Origin of the sequence: Paenibacillus sp. N3/727 (assembly GCF_022637315.1) — a bacterium.
Classification (GTDB): Bacteria; Bacillota; Bacilli; order Paenibacillales; family Paenibacillaceae; genus Paenibacillus_AQ; species Paenibacillus_AQ uliginis.
The window spans coordinates 2237090-2256223 of record NZ_CP093336.1 but is presented as its reverse complement, the minus strand read 5'-3'; the positions used below and the strand labels follow the sequence as shown (position 1 = coordinate 2256223).

At 40.2% G+C, this 19134-nt stretch carries 22 protein-coding genes, 1 pseudogene and 1 riboswitch; of the genes and pseudogenes, 1 reads left to right on the top strand and 22 read right to left on the bottom strand.

Translation table 11 applies throughout. The features are described 5' to 3' along the window. Positions 1 to 41 precede the first annotated feature (41 nt). The 20 genes and pseudogenes from MNQ98_RS09970 to MNQ98_RS09875 all read right to left on the bottom strand — a co-directional run bounded on the left by MNQ98_RS09970 (position 42) and on the right by MNQ98_RS09875 (position 16308). The gene (locus tag MNQ98_RS09970; RefSeq protein ID WP_241933889.1) at positions 42 to 323 is read right to left on the bottom strand and encodes a GNAT family N-acetyltransferase; all 282 of its coding nucleotides are present in this window, start codon (positions 321 to 323) and stop codon (positions 42 to 44) included. A 183-nt stretch (positions 324 to 506) separates the two neighbouring features. After that, positions 507 to 1034 (bottom strand): orotate phosphoribosyltransferase, encoded by a 528-nt coding sequence (gene pyrE / locus MNQ98_RS09965; RefSeq protein WP_241933028.1) that lies wholly within the window; start codon positions 1032 to 1034, stop codon positions 507 to 509. A gap of 40 nt (positions 1035 to 1074) precedes the next feature. Next, positions 1075 to 1683 (bottom strand): YdcF family protein, encoded by a 609-nt coding sequence (locus MNQ98_RS09960; protein ID WP_241933027.1) that lies wholly within the window; start codon positions 1681 to 1683, stop codon positions 1075 to 1077. Positions 1684 to 1986: 303 nt separating this feature from the next. After that, positions 1987 to 2865, bottom strand: coding sequence for a class I SAM-dependent methyltransferase (locus MNQ98_RS09955; protein ID WP_241933026.1), 879 nt, complete (start codon positions 2863 to 2865; stop codon positions 1987 to 1989). 56 nt (positions 2866 to 2921) lie between these two features. After that, the gene (locus tag MNQ98_RS09950) at positions 2922 to 3620 is read right to left on the bottom strand and encodes a HEAT repeat domain-containing protein (protein ID WP_241933025.1); all 699 of its coding nucleotides are present in this window, start codon (positions 3618 to 3620) and stop codon (positions 2922 to 2924) included. A 69-nt stretch (positions 3621 to 3689) separates the two neighbouring features. After that, positions 3690 to 4109 (bottom strand): metallothiol transferase FosB, encoded by a 420-nt coding sequence (gene fosB / locus MNQ98_RS09945; protein WP_241933024.1) that lies wholly within the window; start codon positions 4107 to 4109, stop codon positions 3690 to 3692. Positions 4110 to 4158: 49 nt separating this feature from the next. Beyond that, entirely contained in the window at positions 4159 to 4644 is a 486-nt protein-coding gene (locus tag MNQ98_RS09940) for a hypothetical protein (RefSeq protein WP_241933023.1), read from the bottom strand. Between the two features lie 283 nt (positions 4645 to 4927). Next, on the bottom strand, positions 4928 to 6016 hold the full coding sequence (gene tnpB / locus MNQ98_RS09935; protein ID WP_241933022.1) for an IS200/IS605 family element RNA-guided endonuclease TnpB: 1089 nt from the start codon (positions 6014 to 6016) through the stop codon (positions 4928 to 4930). 9 nt (positions 6017 to 6025) lie between these two features. Next, a pseudogene (tnpA, locus tag MNQ98_RS09930) lies at positions 6026 to 6313 on the bottom strand (IS200/IS605 family transposase); the annotation flags it as partial. 74 nt (positions 6314 to 6387) lie between these two features. Further along, complete coding sequence (locus MNQ98_RS09925; protein ID WP_241933021.1) at positions 6388 to 6624, bottom strand: hypothetical protein; 237 nt, start codon at positions 6622 to 6624, stop codon at positions 6388 to 6390. A 223-nt stretch (positions 6625 to 6847) separates the two neighbouring features. Continuing rightward, the gene (locus tag MNQ98_RS09920) at positions 6848 to 8191 is read right to left on the bottom strand and encodes an alanine/glycine:cation symporter family protein (RefSeq protein ID WP_241933020.1); all 1344 of its coding nucleotides are present in this window, start codon (positions 8189 to 8191) and stop codon (positions 6848 to 6850) included. Between the two features lie 151 nt (positions 8192 to 8342). Further along, positions 8343 to 8442: riboswitch (glycine riboswitch) on the bottom strand. A 187-nt stretch (positions 8443 to 8629) separates the two neighbouring features. Then, complete coding sequence (locus tag MNQ98_RS09915; protein WP_241933019.1) at positions 8630 to 9178, bottom strand: GNAT family N-acetyltransferase; 549 nt, start codon at positions 9176 to 9178, stop codon at positions 8630 to 8632. Between the two features lie 25 nt (positions 9179 to 9203). Continuing rightward, a complete protein-coding gene (locus tag MNQ98_RS09910; protein ID WP_241933018.1) occupies positions 9204 to 9854 on the bottom strand; it encodes a class I SAM-dependent methyltransferase in 651 nt (216 codons plus the stop codon). A 91-nt stretch (positions 9855 to 9945) separates the two neighbouring features. Beyond that, positions 9946 to 10509 carry a DMP19 family protein gene (locus MNQ98_RS09905; protein ID WP_241933017.1) on the bottom strand — a complete coding sequence of 188 codons (564 nt, stop codon included), beginning with the start codon at positions 10507 to 10509 and terminating at the stop codon, positions 9946 to 9948. A 95-nt stretch (positions 10510 to 10604) separates the two neighbouring features. Beyond that, positions 10605 to 10934, bottom strand: a complete 330-nt coding sequence (gene csaA / locus MNQ98_RS09900; RefSeq protein ID WP_241933016.1) for a chaperone CsaA — start codon at positions 10932 to 10934, stop codon at positions 10605 to 10607. Between the two features lie 285 nt (positions 10935 to 11219). Next, on the bottom strand, positions 11220 to 12284 hold the full coding sequence (locus tag MNQ98_RS09895; protein ID WP_241933015.1) for an alpha/beta hydrolase family protein: 1065 nt from the start codon (positions 12282 to 12284) through the stop codon (positions 11220 to 11222). Between the two features lie 97 nt (positions 12285 to 12381). Then, complete coding sequence (locus tag MNQ98_RS09890; protein WP_241933014.1) at positions 12382 to 12921, bottom strand: histidine phosphatase family protein; 540 nt, start codon at positions 12919 to 12921, stop codon at positions 12382 to 12384. A gap of 300 nt (positions 12922 to 13221) precedes the next feature. Then, a complete protein-coding gene (locus tag MNQ98_RS09885; RefSeq protein ID WP_241933013.1) occupies positions 13222 to 14637 on the bottom strand; it encodes an MFS transporter in 1416 nt (471 codons plus the stop codon). Between the two features lie 78 nt (positions 14638 to 14715). After that, positions 14716 to 15141 carry a MarR family winged helix-turn-helix transcriptional regulator gene (locus tag MNQ98_RS09880; RefSeq protein WP_241933012.1) on the bottom strand — a complete coding sequence of 142 codons (426 nt, stop codon included), beginning with the start codon at positions 15139 to 15141 and terminating at the stop codon, positions 14716 to 14718. Positions 15142 to 15261: 120 nt separating this feature from the next. Next, positions 15262 to 16308, bottom strand: coding sequence for an NAD(P)/FAD-dependent oxidoreductase (locus MNQ98_RS09875; protein WP_241933011.1), 1047 nt, complete (start codon positions 16306 to 16308; stop codon positions 15262 to 15264). A 441-nt stretch (positions 16309 to 16749) separates the two neighbouring features. Between MNQ98_RS09875 and MNQ98_RS09870 the strand changes: the two genes are divergently transcribed. After that, positions 16750 to 18114, top strand: a complete 1365-nt coding sequence (locus MNQ98_RS09870) for an FAD-binding oxidoreductase (RefSeq protein WP_241933010.1) — start codon at positions 16750 to 16752, stop codon at positions 18112 to 18114. A gap of 219 nt (positions 18115 to 18333) precedes the next feature. On the opposite strand, the gene MNQ98_RS09865 is transcribed toward MNQ98_RS09870, so the two are convergent. Both MNQ98_RS09865 and MNQ98_RS09860 read right to left on the bottom strand, forming a co-directional pair. Continuing rightward, a complete protein-coding gene (locus tag MNQ98_RS09865) occupies positions 18334 to 18609 on the bottom strand; it encodes a HesB/YadR/YfhF family protein (protein WP_241933009.1) in 276 nt (91 codons plus the stop codon). A gap of 94 nt (positions 18610 to 18703) precedes the next feature. Beyond that, a complete protein-coding gene (locus tag MNQ98_RS09860; RefSeq protein WP_208914741.1) occupies positions 18704 to 19060 on the bottom strand; it encodes a HesB/IscA family protein in 357 nt (118 codons plus the stop codon). Positions 19061 to 19134 lie beyond the last annotated feature (74 nt).

The following is a 19134-nucleotide window of genomic DNA, read 5'->3' as shown; positions in this document are numbered from 1 at the left end:
CTTTTACTCATCCTCGTTATTTTTCACATCTAATCTATTAGTTACTCTTCATCTAATTTCTTTCTCATAAACAATGCGATTTCCTCATTACCGTTATCTAGATTTGTATAAAAAGATAAGTCGACTCCTTCAATCATAAAGCCACATTGTTTATAAAAATGTATTGCGGGCGCATTCGTGTTCTGTGTTTCCAGTGTAACAGCTCGGAATCCATTCTCTTTAGCTAAATCAATCATTTTATTCATTAGTATACTTCCATAGAATTTTCTTCTATGGTTCTCGTGAACCTGAAAATACCACAGCAATAACGTGTTATTCCACAATTGTGGTTCGGAGATTGCAATCGCTGCTAGCTTGTTATCTAAATAAAGCCCCAGCGAATATCCCAAGAGAGTTCAATTCTTCAATTGACAGATCGAATAGCTTCTTTATTTCCATTGGATTTACCTCATTTTATTTTAAATATCGTCTTGGTCATTATCGTGTCAAAACTTTGTTAGGCGATATCACGACTTCCCAGCAGCGATTAATTCTTCCATTTTGAAAAGTGAGTGTACTTTAAGTCCGATCTCTTCTAAGTTCCTTCTTCCTTCCAGATTTCGTTCAATTACGCATATAATATCTTCAACTATGGCTCCTGCACTCCGTAAGTCATTGGCACTTAGTATGACTTGTCCTCCAGTTGTTACAACATCTTCAATAATGCAAATTCTCTTACCTTCTATGTTAGTTCCTTCAGCTAACTTGCATGTTCCATATTCCTTAGCTTTCTTTCTCACAAATGCAGCTGGTATGTTAGATTTCAAGGAAAGAGCCGTAGCTATTGGTATTCCGCCCATTTCAAGCCCTGCCAGCACTTCGATACCATCTGGTATCAATAAAGCTAATTGATCAGCCACTTTAGATAACACTGTAGGATTGGATTCAAACAAATACTTATCGAAATATTCATTCGAGATTTGGCCAGATCTAAGAGTGAAAGATCCTGTTAAATGCGCTATCTTATAGATTTCTTTTGCTAAATTGTTATCCATAGTGTGCTCCTCGATTTCTTTCTAAAGTAGTTACCAACTCTTATATATCAACTTCTGCATCCTCAAAATATTTCCCCTTCACACCGTAAATAACTTTATACAGTTCGTCCCTTACTCTCTTTTCTTCTGTTGTATCTGTCCACCAGCTGTTTGCCTGTCCTAACTTCCGATCATCTGGACACCATACATATTCATACCATGGAGGCATAAACGTCTTTAACATTAAAAGACATCGACGCATATGCCCTGGAGCGCTAACTAACAATAAACGATTTATTTTTTCTAATCCTACAGCACGATCAAGTACCATAAGTGAAGCCAAAATATTCTCTTTAGTATGGTTTGATACTTGTTCTATAAGGATTGATTCAGCAGGCACTCCAAGTTTAATGGCCTCATCCCGCATAAATATAGACTCATGGAGGGTTCTTTGACCGAATCTATCTCCCCCAGTAAACAAAATCAACGGTGCCCGACCATTCTTATATAACTCAACCGCTTTCAACACTCTGTCAACATTCATCCCGCCAAAAACAAATATACAATCTCCATGAAGAGTGCCATTATCCATTTCGGAAGCATCACCAAAGACCAACTTGGTAATTTGTTCTTTCATTAATTTCTCAGGGTTCATATTTGAAATTAGCAAAATAAAAACCTCCGATCATCATTTCAAAAAATATTTCGATATTGCCATCTCATCCCTGGTGCGTCGTCAAGTCGATCCTCAAAACCAAATTTCTTATAATAAGAATTTTTACCTTTAGCTGCAAAAAGCTGTACCATCAATATTTCAGCTTAATAAAATCTTCTCCGCTAGGAACAAGCTCTTTATAAATTATTGTCATACCTGATCCCTTCACTAATATCCTCAGGCAAACCTAAGATCGCCCGCAAGACAGCGTAAAAACCATGTTACATGATGTTTATGAGTGTTTTTGTACAACTCTCCCTATCTCTTTACTGTTCCAAAAGATATTTTCATGTTTGGAGCATAGGTTAGCCAAGATTGAGGTCCAAATTCTCTAGAAAACAGTAATTCAGCCGCATGCTGATCCGAGGCTTCTTGGTGTGTTAATCCCCTACTCATTAAGTTATTTAACGTATCCTTCAAACATTCAGGTTCTTTTCCTAACCCTTCTTCTCGTAAAGAATCAAAAAGTTTTTCCTTGTTTTTTAAGTCCATGTTTTGGTCTAAGAAGTTAACTCTATCGCTCACTCTGCACTCTACATTGTTTAATCCCAATTGACTTAGGATGACTGGCAGTTGCATTCCGATGTTTCCGTCTTTACCATTTCGTCTAGAATCTTCTTCAAACAATTTTTGTAATATCCCTAACCGTATGTATTGGGACTGATCAAGACCATCAACATAATAATTCGACGAATTTGCAATCCAATGAGGTTCAAAACAAATCACTTTACCGTGATGTAAGACATGGTCGATCATCTTTTGAACAATTTTCCTAGAATCAGTCATATGTAATAAAAATGCATGACAAATAGCTATGTCATACATTGGCTGGGCATCCATTTCTTCTATATCGACTACTTTAAATTCAGTGGAATAAGGCAGGTTTAGAAATATTTCTTTTGCTTGATTGATTAAGTCAGTACCCTTGTCAATCCCCGTGTAGGTGGACCCTTCAGGTAGCAGTGGAAGGAGCTTAAGTCCTAGAAATCCGTAGCCACATCCATAATCAATGATTTTTACAGGCTTGTCGATCTTCCAAACTCCCTTAACCAAGAAGTCCAGATAATCATCATTGTAGTATAACCAACGAGTTTTTCTGAGATATTCGATCTGCTTGTCCCAATAATAATCAGACATTTAGCAAGCTCCTTTTATTCAGTTTGTTAGCGATAATTCATTAGCCTTACGAACCCTCACCCTCGAAGTCTTGACAGAGCTCTTTTCGCTGCTTGTTTCCCATTATGCATTCCAGATTCCGAAACCTCAATTAACTTATCTTTAGCTGGAATATATCTGTGATATCCTAGAATTTCACAAGCTCTTTCCTGTACGTACATATCCTCATCATCTAAATATTTGACCAATGAATCGAGATGCATTTTTGGTGTTAAAGCCATAATTGAAAAAAGAAGCTGACATCTGAGATCGTCATCAAGATCATTGGAATTCAATAAATGGTTTAACTCATCAATGCTTTTCTGATCATCTTCAAGATCTTGAATGCTGCTTTCTGTTTCTACGGGGTACTCTTTTTTTAGTTCTCTCCAATCAAGATCAGGATCTTGTTCAATGGAACGAATAAATGAGCTTACACTTCTGAAGCTTGGTGAAATATCAGTTTCTTCATGGTCGATATAACAAACCCTGTGCTTTAATGGGCATTGATAAAAAACGCCGACATAATTAGAGTTGTCATCAGTCCATAAAGGGATTATATTTTGATACACTTCAATATCAGATAAAAACTCAATAAGTTCTATGACCTCATCTGAATCCATTACTCTTAATGCAAACTCATTAGCGTTTTGTTTTTCTTTATGTAACTCCAAAATCTCTATGAAATCATTAGGTACTTCTATATTAAGTCTTGTAAATAGTTGTTTGTAATACATTTATACCGACTCCTTTGAAGCATGATATTTAGATTTTGAGGTATGAATACTGAACCTACATTGCCTTGATCATTCATGAAATTCCATATGCTCTTTATCGGTCTTATAATAATCTAACCGATCTTTTAGATGCCCTGTATGAAACTCAAACATATGACCATCAGGATCCAAGAAATAAATCGATTTTTTATCCTTTTCATCTCGATCTCTCCCTGGCAATATATCCACACGCAAATCTTTCAATCTATTTAATAATAGATCAAAGTCTTTCTCTTCAATCGTGAAGGCAATATGCGTATATGTCCTTTGATTCTGACTCCGGTCGATATCCTCTTGGTTTAGGGCAACCCATAAGCCGTTTAAATCAAAATAAGCTAGCCTTCTTCCCTTTACTAATAGCTTTGCTTCAAACACATGGGTATAAAAATCAATGGACGTTTCTAAATTCGAAACGGAAAAACATAAATGATTAATTGCTTTGACTTTCATCTTTTGTTCCTCCTACTTTAATTCACGATCATTCCCTTCGATTAATTTGTTATTTTGGAGGTTTTTGAGCTTGTCTGATCAGTTTTCCTCCATCAAAATGTCTACCATATTTCTTAATCGTTTCTTCGATTTCATGATCCATAGGAATCTGATTTGAAATTTTCCAGGTTAAGAAATAGGCTTGCACCTTACCTCCATAAAAAACCCATGCAAAAAATTGGGTTGCAAATTTATGCGCTCCTTTGGTTCTAAAATTATTCATCGAGCTCCCATCTTTCCACACGGTAACGGTTTGACCAATTCCACCCTGAAGTTGTCCTGAGAGTTCGGCATATAATAATTTTTCATTCTTAGTTAGTTGTTTCATTACAAATTCATTAACAATTCCATTTATGATAATTCTGAAAATATTGAATCTTTCTCCCCGTGTTACTGAAATAATCGCAGTCTCAGGCAAAAGTGTATCTCTATCGCCTAAAGTAAACTTAGCTCCGTACTTGTTGTTTGGATCTTGATGTTTTATCCATACCTTCATGGAAACACCACCAAATTCTCTTAATTAGTACTCAGCTAATAAGCCAAGCAATGTCATAGCCCATTTCGCTCATAATTTCTAGTCCATTTTGAAATTCGATTACGTTTTCTCCAGTCCATCCATTTTTTAAGCCGTATATTTTTGGATGATGTAAAGTGAACTACTCACCACTTACTCACTGACGCTCGTTGAAGTGGGAGCTTCTTGGGTAACATTTGCTTCTATTAGCCAAATGAATTCACCAAGCTCTAAGGGCAGTTCCTGCCCCGAAGATCAATGCCAATTAGTTGGCTAGTTTAAGCAGATTCAGACTTGCATTGAAGTCTCTGTCGTGATGTGCGTTACAAGATGGACAATCCCATTCACGCAAGTTTACGTTTTTGACTTCTTTGTTTTGGTATCCGCAGTTTGAACAAAGCTGACTACTCGCATAATTCTTAGGCGCAACGATGATGTCACGACCTTTCCATTGAGCTTTGTACTCAAGCATCGTTCTGAACTTTACCCAAGATACCTCGCTGATCGCTTTAGATAATTTGCGGTTTTGTAGCATATTCCTCACACGCAAGTCTTCGATCACCATTACTTGGTTGTCGTTTGTGATCTCATGGCTTACCTTATGGAGATAGTCATTTCGCTGATTATTGATCTTTTCATGAAGCTTGGCAACCTTAAGCCTCATCTTGTTGCGGTTTGCTGAGCCTTTCTTTTTACGAGACAGCGATCGTTGCAAGAAGGCTAAACGCTGTTCAACTTTGCGAAACCACTTTGGATTCTCATATTTCGATCCGTTCGACAGAATGGCAAAGTCCTTGAGTCCAACATCTATCCCTACACTAGTGTCTAGCCTAGGGAACAATTGTTCATTCTCCTCGACCAAGATAGAGATGAAATACTTATTGCTCGGTGTTTGAGAAACGGTAACAGATTTAATCAACCCTTGGAATTGACGATGTTGATTGATCTTAATTAGCGTCTTGAGCTTTGGAATCTTCAAGTATCCACCGCCAATGCTCACCGTTCCCTTTTGGTTGTTAGTCGTGTAGCTCTTATGGTTGTCTTTCTTGCTTTTGAACTTTGGGAATCCCACAGATTTATCTCGAAAGAAATTAGCGTATGCCTTATTTAGATTCATTTGTGCATTAGCTAAAGCAAGGCTATCCACTTCTTTGAGAAATGGAAATTCTGTTTTGTATTGTGCCGGTGTAGGATACTTGATGGACTTATCCACGCTTTTTTGAAATTCTTGATAAGAATTGATTCGATCAGCAAGCATTTTGTTATACACAAAGCGTACACAGCCAAATGTTTTTGCGAAAAATATCCGCTGTTCCGCATTCGGATAAATACGATACTTGTATGCTTTTAACATTACCTACACCTACTTTCTGCCCTGGTTTTCAATATACTGTTTAATCGTTTCTATGGATGCGCCGCCTGTTGTAATCAAACAGAAACTTCTTGACCAAAACATCTCCTTCCAAAGCTTTTTGCGAACAATGGGAAAGTCACGTTTTATCAATCGAGAACTAGCACTTTTATACGCATTTAGGAATTTTGACAATTCACTATTGGGATGTGCTTTGAACATCACATGAATATGGTCTTTATCGTGATTCCAAACTTCAACCGTAATATTGTATGACTGCCCTATTCTCACAAAAATGTCTAAATTCATCTCCCACTTACTCACTGGGCTACGCCTTACACATTCCTTGAAGTGTGAAAATTCTTTTCGGAAACCTAATTAAAAGTTTCTACGATATTTGTTTCATTATTTTTCAAATCAACGCCTACTAATAATGGACTTCCAGTAACAGGATCATCCCAGGTGCTAAAAAAGAATGTTAATGTTAGATTTTTCTTATCTTTTAGAGATACCTTTAGCATGATATGGCTTCGTTTTTCGTTATATTTTTGATTCAAAACATATACATATTCTTTTTTATCTATAATCATTCTTCTTGTCTTTTTCTTCATAGCTTTCCACCTTTATATTGACGACACACCATTTAAAAAAAGACGACCCGCCCTTAGATATCTCCTATCTTAGGTCAGGTCGCATGTTGTCTGGATCATCTTCCTTGATTATACATCTGTTGAGCAAGGGGCGTAAGCCCAAAAGCGGAAATGCAATATCTTGTTCACTCTTCACATAAACGACTATACCGTTTTGAAAAATCCATCATGATCTCAGCAAATATTATTGCTGTTTCATATGCCGTAGATAAAGACGCGTTTCAGTCACAACCACCCCAGACAAACCAAGCAGGGCAACTAGGTTCGGCAATGCCATCAGTCCATTCACAATATCCGCGAGCAGCCAGATCGCTTGTAGCTTGATAAACGCGCCCGCTCCGACCAGAACGATAAACACGATGCGGTAAGGCAGGATTGATTTAACGCCAAATAAGTATACGATGCAGCGTTCGCCGTAATAATTCCAGCCTAGAATCGTCGTAAACGCAAATAAAATGAGGCAAAACATAAGAATTAAGGAACCAAAGGGTATTGCCGCATCAAACGCCGCTTGTGTCATTTCCGCTCCTTCCGCAGCCCCATTCCATGCACCGGTTACAATCAGAGTCAATCCGGTCAGTGTGCAAATAATAATCGTATCTATAAAAGTGCCCGTCATCGACACAAGCCCCTGCTCCGCAGGCCATTTCACCTTGGCCGCAGCGGCCGCAATCGGCGCGCTGCCAAGTCCGGATTCATTTGAAAATACACCTCTTGCAATGCCGTTGCGAATAGCCAGCATAATAGTAGCGCCGAGAAATCCGCCGCCTGCCGCAGTCGGATTGAACGCGCTCTGAAATACGAGCGACAGAGCGTATGGAATCTTGTCAGCGAAAGCAATAAGCACGATGCAGCTTGTTACCACATAGACAATGGCCATGATGGGCACAACTTTCGTGGTCACCCTTGTAATATTCTTGAGCCCTCCAACGGTCACCAATGCCGTCAAAGCGGTCACTACTGCTGCAGTTGCAGCGACTGGAATACCCAAACTTGACTGCGTAGACGTTACAATGGCATTGACTTGCGGGAAGGTGCCAATCCCGAAAAATGCGACCAATACCCCACTCACAGCGAAAAACACAGCCAGCGGTTTATATCTTACACCCAAGCCTTGTTCAATATAATACATCGGCCCACCCGATACTTGCCCATTCTCGTCTATCTTCCGGTACTTTACGGCCAGCACACCTTCGGCGTATTTGGTTGCCATGCCAAAAAAAGCAGCCATCCACATCCAGAACAGCGCTCCCGGGCCGCCCATTTGAATAGCCGTCGCTACACCGACAATGTTCCCCGTTCCAATGGTGGCAGCCAGGGCGGTAGCAAGCGCGCCAAAGCTAGTTACGTCTCCTTGCCCTTCATTTTTTGCGGTGAATATGAGCTTGAGTGCCAGCGGCAGACGAAAAACTTGTAGCAAACCGAGGCGGAATGTGAAAAATATCCCCGTCCCCACCAACAATACAAGAAGCGGCAGCCCCCATACAAAATGATTCACACTGTCTAACCATTGTTCTAACATGTACATTCCTCTTCCCCTCTTCAGTATCGATATCGATGTGTCTCACGACACGAAAAAAGAGTCAAATCGATAGATTTGACTCTGGGGACATTTTTGCAGAAAAGCAAATAAAACGATAAGTGATTATAATCACAAATTCGAATAATGTTGCATAACATCTGCAATCCCTGTCCTTTTACCTGAGAGTTTTAACGTGTATTGACACGTCTTGCCCCTTCGGTGCCCCACATCAGTGGAGTCTCTCCAGAGTTCTGTCCGTCTACGGTCCTGTTTGCTTCAATCCTTTGAGAATGATGCAAACGCCTGAGAGTTTTGCCCCTTCGGCCAAGCCGTTGCCTGTCTCCCGTAAACTTCATCCAGTTATGAAGTTGTTTATCTATTATAGAGAACCATCTGCGATTCCGCAAGGATGTTCTCTATGGCAATACACCTTTATATTAATATCTACGTGTCTATAAATTGACTATTATTAAATTTAAAAATGATCTTGAATCCGTCATTCTCTGTATTGGCAAACTCCTCTTGGTGTGATTCAGAAGTATAATTCTGAATTGTTTTTCTCCAAAATGATTGAGCTCTCTTATTGGTTTCTGTCGGGTTGGTTTGCAGTTCCCAAGACCCTTTATGTCGATTAAATACTTGTACCGCTGCAGCTTCAGCAATACCTTTCCCACGGAATGGCCTCAACATAAAAAACTCATTCATGTAAAATTCACTGCCATGAGGCGTATAAGGCGGAGTTGCTACAAACGCAAATCCTGCCGGGATATCATCTACTCTAACTAAATACGGGAATAGTACAGATGGATTCTCCCACCAGACATCGAAAACTTTGTTTTGCTCATTCAACGTCAATGTATCATCATCTTCATATACACCATATATATTCGGTTTCCATTCCCATATTTCAGATAAATCATGTAAGTATAGCGGGTACAAGTTGTTTACAATAAATTTTGTAGACTGGTCAGTCAAACTAATTGAGATTTTCATATAATCCTCCCTGGCTGATCAACGTTCACACATGCTTCCACCATATTCCTGCACATTCAGGTACGGTTGACCACTGGTTTTCATCGATCTTTCTTGAAATATCCGAGCCAAAGAAAAACTCCATATTTTCTTTAGCTTCTGTTGTATTTGCAAATTGATAATCTGTCCTTATCCAGCGATGTGAAAAACCATATTTGCTCTCAAGAAGCGAATAATATTCTGTTAAAAACTTAGGTGGATTGGGTGTCCCTGCAGGTTTCAAGACACGCATAAGTTCAGAAACGATTAACTCTAGGTTCTCTTTCCAATCAATATTGCCCGTGTTAGTTAAGTAACTAATGCTCCAACCAGATACAATGAAATCAATTGATGCATCGTCGATTGGAAGCTTTCGATGATCTGCTACAACGGTTGTCCAATTACGAGACAAGCTATTAGTAATTAATTTTTTGTCTAAAAGCTCTAACATGGATTCAGAGATATCTGTACAAACTAGTGAGTTAGCTTCCAGGGCTATAAAGCTTGAAAGCCTTCCTGATCCGGCCCCCAGATCTAAAACATCCAGTCCTTTATATGACCTAATTTCTTTAATATACTCCGTTAAATCAGGCTGCCGACTAACCATATCCTCATATGAAAAAGATAGATCCTTATATATTTCATCATGACTTGGCACTGAACTCCCCTCCTAATTTCGTATTTTTATTAACTTCACATGATTGAGCACTTGTATTCCGAGCTGAAATGTTCCCTCTTCATAAAAATCACTATTCAAAATCGTTCCAATGGTTTCTTACAAATTCAATCAATAACTTGTATATTAAATTATAATCAATCCGATCATACTGCTCAGTTAAATCTGACCAATATTTATATTTCGTTTCTTCATCCTCATTTGATAAATATACCGTACTAGCTTGATCAAATATTTTTCTATGTTCATGTGCATTAAGAGATTGTAAACATTTAATTGTCTCTTCAATGTATACACCTTCACTATTTAAAAAGTACTGTGACAATCCACCATTACCAACTTCTCCATCAAGCCTGCAAGCTAATGAGAGCGTCCTCTCGCTTTCATTCAGTGATTCAAAAGTTCGATTATTTCTGCTCATGGCAATCAACATCTCAGAAATCTTTTCTCTATCTGTATCATATCTTTGAAAGATATAGTCTTTTGAAAATATTATTTTAATCTCTCCTTTGTATCTTTTTGAATCACTCACTTGTTCTAACAAGCTTGCTTTAACTAAGAAGTGAGCCTGTACAAACCGAACTGACCTGCTCAGCTGACCCTGCCATTTTATTAATCCATGATGTAAGATTCTCATTATTCATTTGTTCCATTAAATCAACTCGTTTACAATTATGTAATAAAGACCAAGTGTTACGAACACTTGGCCCAAACTAAATATTCACTAATGTCTTATGCAATAGGTGTACCGTTTTTAACAGGTTCATCTGGTTTTAGGAGTACCACATCACCCTCTGCAGGAACACCGCCGATGACCAACACCTCCGATTTAAAACCGGCGATACGTCTAACAGGAAAATTCATTACAGCGATTACTTGACGTCCAATTAGTTGTTCTGGTTCATATCTTTGTGTAATTTGAGCAGAAGAGCATTTAATCCCCATCTCACCAAAATCGATTTCTAATTTTATTGCAGGTTTTCGAGCTTCTGGGAACGGCTCTGCTTTAATAACAGTACCGACACGTATATCTAATTTCATAAAATCCTCAATTGTCACCATGGTTGCTGCCTCCATTTTACAGTTATACTAATTTCACGATATCACAATTGATAGTTAATGGTAATCCTTTTCTCGAAGATCCTCAGGTAGATCAAGGAATTTCAGATCGCAGCGAAAAATCGTTGTTATATGATTATGTGCTATCTTGAGATGCCTTCAACATGCTCTTAAACACCTCCGCCTTAACAATTACCGCTTCATCAAAATGTCTCTGGCAAACCCAGAAGTGTTAGTATTGCAGTGCGAATACGATGTAAACAGGTAATGTCGTCTTCCTGTTCACTATCAAATAGGTTCTCCTTTTTTATTAATCTCAACGATTTTATTAAATTGCATGCTACCTAGTAAACTTTGATAAGTCTCTGTCTTGTTTTGGATAAACTCACTTAAGAAACTAGTTGCATAATTGCTAATGGTCTTATGTTTCTCAGATATTTTCTCTTCTTTATAATGCATCGGTACATCACTAAATGTCATATGGTGCGCTCCTTGAACTTTAACGAATGATTTATAGCCTGACAAAAGAGTATAAAGCCTTTCAAATCCATCAACAAAGGGGGTAATAATACCTTCAGAAAATTCATTGCGTAATTCATCATGCGTACACTTTTCTTGTCTCATAATTAAGAAAGGTGTATTTATCTTTACATTCTCATTTAAGTTCAAAAGGTGGAAGCTAGCATCCAACATTACACCTGCTTTGATTCTAGTGCCTCTTCTAGCTGCTTCAAAAGCAGCAGCACCACCTAGCGAATGCCCCACGATTCCAATGTTTCCAAAATCAAATGGTTTGGATGATAATTGAGACTGTAATTCCTCAAAGTGATTCATCACGTACAAAATATCTTCAATTCTTGTCTCCAATAGTTCTCTCCAAAATTGAAAATCTGTACCATTAATCTGCGATATTTTTTCCGCTTGTTTAACAAAACGCCCCTCAGGAAAAATTGAAAAGATTGATTCATATGTTGAACCAATAGATACTACGATAAACCCGTAATCCACCAATTGTTGTATGTGATAGGTGTACATATCCCTAACAACCCCAAAAGCCGGGGCATATAGAACAACTGGATAGTTATTTAAAGTTAGATTCGGTTTAGCATTGTTATGTATTTGTGTTTTAATACTTCTAAAATAGTCAATGTCGACTCCCATGTCTTTTAGAACGCTGAGTGCATTCTCTGTACATGGCTCAAATAACTCCACATAATTTGTTTCATTATTATATGCGTTTTCAACTTCAGCAGGATAAAAAATACTGACTACAATTGTCCGAGTCTCATGATTAGAAAAAGGTTCTTTCCTAGAGTTATCATTAAATACATGTACAATTCGTCCTACATTCATACTTCTCACCTTTCTTTTAAAATCCGTTTTTCTGATAACTTCCTTCAGCGACAGTGATGCAGTGTGAATACATGTTATTTGCTGCTGCTTACTAAGTCTACATCCAAATTCGACCCACTTCATATTCCTTGTTTTCATTACTTATTAGATAAATATCAGGGTTTGTTAATTTACTCCATTCTTCATATCCTATAGAATTATTAAAATACTTTAATATCAAAGACATTAATGCACCATGAGTTACTACCACTACATTTTGGTATGGTCCGTTCATAATTTCGTTAATTACTTCCATTCCTCTATTCATTGCTTCTCTGGATGATTCTCCTCCTTCATAAACTATTTCTAGGTTCTCATATGTTTCCTTTAAGAGTTCCATCCAGTTATCCAGATTCTTCGAACTTAAAACTCGTTCTTCAAGTCTATTATCGACCGTATATCTCAGGTCCAATTTATTGCATAATGGTAATATAGATTCAATAGCTCGTTTATAAGGGCTCGTTATGATTAAATCAATACCTTTACTCTGCAAAAGACCGGCAAGTTGATGGGATTGCTCTACGCCTTCAATCGTTAATTCGGCTGTTGGCTCTTGCCCTTTAGCCTTGCAATGTCTAACTAGAAAGATATTTTTCATTGAAATCTCTCCTTCGTTTAAGGCTCCAATTCAATCCCACACTTATCTTTATATCCATTTTTACAATTACGCTAATTTTAAGATATCAGTATTAATAATTAAAGTTTATAAATTTTTTGCACGTTAGTGCTAGTTTTGACGAGGTTTTCTTCAATAAAGCTAGTTGACTCGTATTGAACTAAAACGCAGAAAAAGAACCCATTTATTTAACAATGGGTTCTAACAAAAGTCTTCCAACAATTCGACTTCTTTCAGATCTTCTATGGCCTTCTTCCTATCAATAACGATTCTACAGACCCATTACGTCAATGGAAACGAAGACTGTTTAGCAGGCTTTTCTTTTTGTATGCGGAAGGAAATGACAAAACTTATGATGATAAAAAGCAGTTGAATCGACAATGCCAGCATAACCCCCGTAAAAATGCCCCACTTAAACGTTTCGCTGATCGCTATTAAAGCTCCGCCGATCCCGATGCTTAGTCCCGGACTAAATGCATCAATGAATTGAATAACGGCGGAAACTTCCCCTTCTTCGCCTGCCCGGGCATGCTGCAGTGCGATTGCGCCTGTTGTCGGATTGGCCAGGCCGATGCCGAATCCTGTGAATAGCTGCGAAATCAAAGCATATACGAGTCCGCCGTCTGGAAGCCTGATTGAAGCGATAACTAACGCGATTCCAACGATCATGATACCGATACCGGTAATTACTCGTTTTCTCCTGCCTGTGCCGCCGTCTCTTTCATCAAACCGGGATTGCAGCCAAGCTGCGGTGGACCAGCTTAATGCACCAGCAGCAACAATCAACCCTGCAAGATCTGCAGAAAACCCCTTCACTTCGGTTAGCGCCAACACAACGTAGCTTTCCGTAGCAATGTAGCACGCAACATATAACCCTCTTGTAACGATAGTTGCCGGCAAACCCTTTTTAACAGTAAAGCTACCTTCTGGCAATAACTTGCGCAAAGGTTTAATCATGATGAGAACTCCTGCAATCGTCAGCACAATTCCTTTCCATTCGGATATCCAACCTAACCCGGTTAGCAGCAATCCCGTACCGACAGTTAATATAATCGCATACACTTCTTTGGAAAAGCCTTTTTTAATCGTTGTGTTATTCACGCTTGCCTGAAGCTGAAGCTTACGGAATGAAGGAAGAGTCAGCATGACGGCTAAAGCGATCAACGGAAGAACAAACCAGAATACAACTCTCCACGAGAAAAATTCCGCCAGAAGTCCTGCCAAATAAGGACCGATTAATGCCGGCATAATATAAGCGCTTGAAAATGCAGCAAGTATTTTCGTTCTGAGCGCGTCGGGATAACTTAATGTAATGCTGTAGTAAACACAGGTTATAATAGCGCCAGCGCCAAAACCTTGAAACGCTCTCCCTGCGATTAACATGGGCATATTCACGGAAGTCCCCGCAACCGTTATACCGATCACAAAGATGAGAATTGATACGATAAATGAGGTATACACGCCTAGTTTGTTAATCTGCTGTCCGATGATCATGGAACCAACGATTTGCGACAATAAAAAAGAGCTGAATATCCATCCATATAAATGCAGACCGTTCAAATGCTGCGCCACATTAGGAGCAATCGTCGTAATGGCCAGCCCTTCAAATGCTACAGTTGTTACGGCAAGAATAATACCAATTGTCAACGCTCGGTACGGAACGTCAAAAATTCCGGCTTTAGTATGATTTGTTTCCATCGTATCACTCTCCACAACTTCTTATTATATACTAGCTTTGATCATAATGGTCATGACAACTATATTCCCTGACCTCCTCTAGAGATCTTTAACATTGTCGTACATGACAGAAAGTATCCTCCGGAAAGTCTCAACTTCTTCTTCTGTTAATCCTTCAATCGTTTTTTTGTACGCTTCAATCGAAGGAGCAAGAATTTCGTCTTTAATCTCTTGTCCTTTATCGGTCAAATATACGCGTAGAGATCTCCGATCCGTCTCATGCGTCACACGATAAATAAAACCTTTCTTCTCCAGCTTGAACAGCATACGGGCAATGTTCGTCTGATCCTTGTACAATCTTTCGGCAAGCTCTTTTTGAGTAATTCCCTCCCTTTCCCAAAGGATGACCAGTATTTCCCATTGGTCGACTGTAATATCAAAGGGGTTAACTACTTTTTGATAATAGTTATTCAACTTCAGATCAGCCCGGTGTACAATAACGCCTATATATTTTTCTAATTCCAATGGAAGCCTCCATGATAATTGACATGATGATAGTTGCTACGACCATTATAATTCCATCCCTTGCAACGTGTCAATGCTCGCAGGCGCCAGTGGTATTAAAGGGATGGCTTAGTTCCCTTTTTACTCGTCATCGTCAACTACGCCTAACTGCCGGTTTAATTCATTGAATCGGGTGTTTTCGGACGATATTCTGGCCATCTTCTCCGCATTTGGCTCGATATACAGCTTCGCACTGTTTAGGGCCAGCACTGCATCATTGAACGCCCCGGCAATAAGCATGACTTTGCTCCCATAATGAACGAAATCGCCCACAGCGAAAATGCCGGGAATCGCCGTTTCCATTTTATCGGTTACGTCAAGATTCCATTTGCCAATGCCGAGTCCCCATTCCCGAATCCGTCCATACTCATATGTCACCCCATGACATACAATCACCGCATCCACATGCAGCTGCTCACTCTCCCCCGATTCTGCATGGCATATATTGACCTGCTGAATCGACACTCCGTCTTCACTATGAAACCCCTCCACCCGATAAGGCGTCCGAATCGACACGGAAGAAGCTTTCATGTTTGATACGCTTCGCTCAAGCCCCTTGAATTGGTCACGCCGATGAACCAACGTCACACTCGCCGCAATCGGTTCCAACTCATTCGCCCAATCAACAGCCGAATCACCGCCTCCGGAGATCAATACCCGCTTGCCCCGAAAGTCTTCCAGATTATGTACCGAATAATATAAATTCGTATTTTCGTAGCGTTCTGCCCCGTCGATCTCGATCTTAACCGACTTGCGCAATCCGCCAAAGCCAATCGCCATAATAATAGTTCGCGTCCAATGCCGATCTCCGGCTGTGGAGGTAAGTACAAAAGTACTGTCATCCCTTCGCTCCAAATCGTCAATTTCTTGCCCCAACACAATGGTCGGTTCAAATGTATTCACCTGCTGGATCAAATGCTCAGTCAGCTGTTTACCTGTTATTGGTGGTATTCCACCTACATCCCACACCATCTTGTCTAAATAATACAACAGTGTGCCTCCCAATTGGTGCTGGGCGTCGATCACCTTCGTCTTTAATTCACGTACCCCGCTGTAGAAAGCAGTGTACATCCCCGCAGGGCCACCTCCCAAAATAGTAACATCATATAACTCCAGGTTCTCTGTCATTATCTCACCTTCACCTCATCGGAATCGTCCCGGACATGCAGCAAGAATTGCACGTGCCAGTAACTTATTAATCATATTTTTAAACTTTATATATAAATATGATTAATAAGTATGGTGCCAGCATTCTGATTTGTCAATATACATCTTTATTCATCTGGTATACATCCCAACCGCATTGGATTATGATGCCTCTGATCCGGGCAGTCTCTCGTCATATAGCAGGTACAACGTTCGTCGCCAGTAGTTCGATCGCTGCGGCACTGCTTGAGAAGTCCTCAACTATTAAGTGGCATAGTATTGAAAATACATCCGATACATAATATATATTTATATTGACTATGTATGTTATGTAACCTACAATGAACACAGTTCCATCTACGACGATAACGATCGAGTCTGAAAAGAGTGGTGGACAATCCACAATACCAGGAGGGATCTCAATTGTTCGAGCAATTAAAGGCTAATGTGAACGGACGTCTCATTGTACCGGGCGAGGAAGGCTACAACGAAAGAAGAAAGGTTTGGAACACCTCCGTAGATAAACATCCGGCGGCGATTTTGGTTTGCAAATCCGTTTCCGATGTTGTCGCTGCCGTAAAATTTGCTAAAGAAAAAGGCTTCACGGTATCGATCCGTGGCGGCGGTCATCACGTGGCCGGAACGGCGGTATGCGATCACGGCATCATGATAGATTTATCCGATATGCGCAAGGTGACCGTCGATACAAAGCGACACATCGCGATTGTAGAAGCCGGAGCAACGCTGGGCGAAGTTGATGCGGAAACGCAAAAGTTCGGCTTGGCGACGCCAACGGGAACCGTTACGGAAACAGGCATCGCCGGGCTCGCTTTATGCGGCGGGATCGGTTACTTAAGAGGTAAATACGGCCTAACGAGCGACAATATCGTATCGGCCCATATCGTTACGGCCGAAGGCGAAACGATTCAGGTCAGCGAACAGGAACATCCCGATCTGTATTGGGCTATACGTGGTGGCGGAGGCAACTTCGGTGTTGTCACCTCATTTGAATTTCAATTGTATCCGATTGGACCTGAAGTTCTGGCAGTTGACGTCATGTACGATTACAAGGATGCAAAACAAGTTTTGCATAATGCGCAAGCTTTTTTACGAACAGCTCCCGACGAAGTGTCGTTTAATATGATGACCGTTCAAATGCCTGCCGTTCCGGGTGTACCCGAGTCGTTGCACAATAAACGAGTCATTATTATAGCCGGTTTGTACTCAGGTGATAAAGCCGATGGAGAAAAAGCCGTTCAACCACTGCGCGAATTGGCTCAACCGATCTCGGATAACACAGGTATCGTCCGATATACGGAGCTGCAATCGAGATTTGACCAGGTGGCTCCAAAGGATGTCCCTGTTTATGGGTCATCGCTGTTTGTTAAAGAGTTAAACGATGAAACGATTGACGCCCTGCTGGGTAAATTGGAGCAATTACCAAGACCGTCCGTATTGGTTCAATTCTGGGAATGCCACGGCCGAATGAATCGCGTGTCTCCAGACGCAACGGCGTTTGCCGTTCGGGATGCATCATTCCTTCTCTTGTTCGACATCGATTTTCCAATGGAAGAAGCGAAGCAGTGCAGGGAATGGATTGATTCCGTTTATGAGGCGATGCTGCCATATTCACTTCGCAGCACGTCCTATCTGAATACCGTTCAGGCCGATCGCCAAATTACCAAAGATACATACGGGGACAATTACAAAAAATTGGCGACCCTCAAGCAGAAATACGACCCAACCAACCTGTTCCGGCATAATCATAATATTGAACCGCAAGTTTAGCGCAGCTTCACGTCAAACACTCCACTTCAGAATTGAGGTGGAGTGTTTTGTATAAGATGCATTTATTCCTTTTCCTTCATGATGGCCAATTGCATGATGTACAACAATGGCTTCACCGCAAAAGGGATATTTTCATTTTCGAAAGATCGCTGTTCTTTTATACTTCCATTAAGTCGTTTATTTCCTTTGCGATTCCTTCTTGGATGAAGCTCAGACAGCTTACCCACGGACAAATACAATATCCTCATGGAAGCAATCGATTGTCAGATCGCGGTCATCCAAATACCATAAATCATTTTCTTCGATAAAAAATGTAATACCGCCATTAACATTCGATATTGCGGGATAACGTGGCTCGTCTCTCGTAATGCCAAATGCGAATGCATCTTCCCCGCCGCCACTATACCGGACATATATACGTATATAGTCTCCTATACGATAATCCCAGTCCTTCTGGAAGCAATCCACTGCTGCATCCGTAACGATAATCTTCAATATGTATTCCTCCTCGATCCCTATCTTCCACTTTTTCTCTATAACACGCAGACATAATTACAAAGGTCATTTTCAACCATCTTTTTCTGGACAATCAATCGCATTTTTTCGCTTTACCCCGGTAAGTGGCAGTCCGAAAGCTGGCTCCACAGCCGCATGTAAATTTGGCATTGGGGTTGTCGATCGTAAAACCTCCGGTCATGCCCGTTTCCTTGTAATCGATTTGTACACCTTCAAGGAACTGTTCGCTAGCATAATCGATAGCAACCTGAAATCCCCCCCATCCAATGACCTGATCTCCCTCTTCCAGCGAATCGTCAAAGCTGATACTGTACGACAAACCGCTGCAACCGTCTTCGCTTACGCCAAGACGCAAAAAATATTGATCCCCGCCGATGTCCTTTAACATGTCGACGATCTTGTCTGTTGCTACTTCGCTAATATGAATCATGGGTTACTCCCTCATTTCATTTATTTATATATTATATACTATTATGTATATAAATTATGATGAATGCAGTCGTA